Below are 3,434 nucleotides of genomic sequence, written 5' to 3'. Positions count from 1 at the left end.
CCCCCCTTGAAAGTAGTTCCTCTGCAAGTGAGATGCCGAGTCTTTCAGCATCATCAGGATTGCCTTTGATATGTCCTTTTATAATGGTATCTCCTGATATGGTTCCTACAAGTCCATCTATGACAAGTAATGAGTTATTATTTATTCCTGACTCTCGACTCCTGACTTCTGACTCCTGACTTACTATCCTTGCATGTGCTGCTATTGGAACTTGACATCCACCCTCAAGTCTTCTGAGAAATGACCTCTCTGCCTTGACACATGTGTTTGTATCTCGATGATTGATAAATTGAATCGTATCATTTATCACCTTATCTTCCACACGACACTCGATTCCTATAGCACCCTGTCCTATGGCAGGAAGACTTATCTCTAATGGAAGGTATTCTGTAATCATCTCCTCCCAGCCCATTCTTTTCATCCCTGCTGCTGCGACTATTATAGCATCGAACTGCCATTCATTTAATTTCCTTAGCCTCGTGTCAAGATTTCCTCTCAACTGCGTAATCTTTAAATCAGGTCTGGTGTTTAAAAGTTGAGATGCCCTTCTCAGGCTACTTGTCCCTATGTGAGCACCGTGAGGCAGGTTATATAGTTCGGAGTTCGAAGTTCGGAGTTCGAAATTTAATTCTGACTTCTGACTTCCCCGGCCTCGCTCTGCGAAGCGGGGCGAGCTGTCTTCTGTCTTCTGTCTTATTATCAGCGCATCCCTTGGATCCTCCCTCTCTGTTATGGCACCGATGTGAAGACCATCAGGAATCTCGATTGGAACATCCTTCATGCTATGAACAGCTATATCAATCTCCTTTCTGAGCATTGCTTCTTCTATTTCTTTCACGAAGAGACCCTTACCTCCTATCTTTGCAAGTGGAGCATCAAGTATCCTGTCACCTGTGGTTTTTATCTTAACAATGACGACTTCTATCTCTGGATAGCGTTCTATAATGCTATTCTGGATGTAACTTGCCTGCCAGAGTGCAAGATTGCTTCCCCTTGTGCCTATTCTTATCTTCACTTTTATGACTCTTTTTTGTCAGTATTCATCTTCACTTCTCTGACTCTTTGTCTTTTGTCTCATCCGTTGGACTTTGTAACTTTTCACGATGGTATCTATGTGGCAGTGTCCTATCGAGATTAAATAGCCTTCTAACTATATCTAAATAGAAAGTTTTTTCCTCAGGTTCAATATCAACTTTAAGTGCAATAAGGGGCGTGTGGAGAATCTTCTTTACAATAGAATTAGATAATTCCTCTATCGCCTTTGTCTCTTTTTCTCCTATACCGTTTAGTTTACTCAGTGTCTTTCCCAGTTCTGCTTTTCTTATGGATTCTATCTTATCTTTAAGTTCGACTATCGTTGGAATGGCATCAAGGGAGTTCATCCATGCAAGAAATGTCTCTACCTCTTCCACCACAATCTGTTCTGCGGCATCTGCCTCCTTCTGTCTTCCCTTTAAATTTAAATCCACCACCCCCTGGAGGTCATCTATATTATAGAGATAAACATTATCCATCTCGTTTACAGCAGGATTTACATTTCTCGGGACGGATATATCTATAATGAATATCGGTTTGTTTCTCCTCGTCTTCATTACCACCCGCATATCATCAGGGTTAACAATATAATGTGATGCACCGGTAGAACATATAATAATATCAGAATCGACCATTTCACTGAAAAGGTTATCAAATGCCACAGCCTTTCCTTTAAAGGCATCAGCAAGCTCTACCGCCCTTTCGTAAGTCCTGTTAACAACAAGAACCGCCTTGACTCCATTTTTCACAAGGTGTCGTGCTGCAAGTTCTGCCATATCTCCAGCACCCATTAGCATAACGACCTTACTGCTTAAGTCCTCGAATATACCTTTTGCAAGCTCAACAGCGGCAAAGCTTATGGATACGGCATTTTCTGCTATCTTTGTATCCGTCCTTACCCTTTTTGCAACCGAAATCGCCTTCTTCATTAAACGGTTTAAGATAACACCTGAGGTTTTTGCTTCAAGTGCCCGCTCAAATGCATCTTTCATCTGTCCGAGTATCTGTGGCTCACCGACAACCATAGAGTCAAGACTGGAGGCTACCCTGAAGATATGCCTCACAGCAGTAGCATCGTTATAAATATAAAGTGCATCCTCAAAGTCTTCCCGGCGAATATCATGGTATCCTGAAAGGAATGACTTTATCTCTTCAATACCGGCGTCCTTATCTTTTACCCACGCATATATTTCAACCCTGTTGCAGGTAGAGAGGATAATACATTCATCAATTTGAGAGAAATTTCTCAGAGAGAGTAATGCCTCTGTAAGGCTTGCCTCAGGAAAAGAGAATTTCTCCCTTATTTCAACATCTGCTGTCTTGTGATTAAGACCTATGACGAGTATGTTCATTATCCGTGACCGTGATCCGTGACCGTTTCCATACCATTTACAGGCACGGGCAACGAGAAACAGGACACGGCTTAATCAAACACATGCAATCCCTTCAATATCAGGTTTACACCCAGGAATGTAAACAAAACAGACATAAATCCGATTATTGAAAGTATCGCAGCCTTTCTTCCTCTCCACCCTGCCCTTAATCTCGCATGGATTATAAGGGCATAAATTATCCATGTTATAAGTGACCATACCTCCTTCGGATCCCAATTCCAGTATGACCCCCATGCGGTATCTGCCCATATAGAACCTGTTATTATACCGATTGTCAGCAATGGAAAACCTATCGAGATTACACGATAGTTTATTTCATCAAGTACCTCAAGAGACGGCATTCTCTTAAATAGACTGCCAATCTTTTTTCTTTTAAGCTGTCGCTCCTGAAGTAGATACATGATACCAACACTGAAGGCTATTGCAAATGAGGCATCTCCAAGAAATGCAAATACCACATGTATCCCGAGCCAGAAGCTCTCAAGCGCCGGAAGAAGTGGCTTGATTTCCTTCGGAAGCATTGACGATGAAAACATGAAGATAAATGCTACAGGCAGTATAAAGGGACCAAGTAACCCTATTCTATACCGTGTTTCTATTATAAGGAAGACAAATACTATCGACCATGAAAAAAAAGAGGTAGCCTCATGGAGATTTGTTATCGGGATATGACCTGCCTCGATATACCTGGTGACGATAGCGGCAGTGTGCGAAAGAAAGCCTATTATTGTCATTATGGTGAGTGTCCTCGTGATAGTTGTGCTTGTTTTGAGGAGGGCAATAGCGCAGTGAACTGAGGCAATAAAATACATGAAAAGGGCTATATTAAAAAATATTATATTCATTAAAAACACCCGAGTTCACATTCAATAATCTTAATTTTGAGTTCATTTGCTGTCTTGCCGGCATCACTGTAAGAGACATTCTTCTCTTCTGCCAACTGCCTTAGTTGGTGGCATGTTATCTTATTATCATTAGCTAACTCCTTTAGTGCCTTTTTAAATT

Annotated in this window: 3 protein-coding genes; all 3 read right to left on the bottom strand. The window is 41.4% G+C overall.

Annotated elements, in window-relative coordinates; genetic code table 11:
- A partial coding sequence (gene hemC, locus AB1488_01300; protein ID MEW6408734.1) for a hydroxymethylbilane synthase occupies positions 1–1,015 on the bottom strand: 1,015 nt, incomplete at its 3' end.
- Between the two features lie 31 nt (positions 1,016–1,046).
- On the bottom strand, positions 1,047–2,387 hold the full coding sequence (hemA, locus tag AB1488_01295) for a glutamyl-tRNA reductase (protein ID MEW6408733.1): 1,341 nt from the start codon (positions 2,385–2,387) through the stop codon (positions 1,047–1,049).
- A 71-nt stretch (positions 2,388–2,458) separates the two neighbouring features.
- Positions 2,459–3,274, bottom strand: a complete 816-nt coding sequence (ccsB, locus tag AB1488_01290) for a c-type cytochrome biogenesis protein CcsB (GenBank protein ID MEW6408732.1) — start codon at positions 3,272–3,274, stop codon at positions 2,459–2,461.
- Positions 3,275–3,434 lie beyond the last annotated feature (160 nt).

It is taken from the genome of Nitrospirota bacterium, assembly GCA_040756155.1.
Taxonomy (GTDB): Bacteria; Nitrospirota; Thermodesulfovibrionia; order JACRGW01; family JBFLZU01; genus JBFLZU01.
This window is presented reverse-complemented; position numbering and strand designations above follow the sequence as displayed.

Coding starts and splice junctions, on each gene's coding strand:
- hemA (MEW6408733.1), bottom strand. CDS start 2,387: ATGAACATACTCGTCATAGGTCTTAATCACAAGACAGCAGATGTTGAA.
- ccsB (MEW6408732.1), bottom strand. CDS start 3,274: ATGAATATAATATTTTTTAATATAGCCCTTTTCATGTATTTTATTGCC.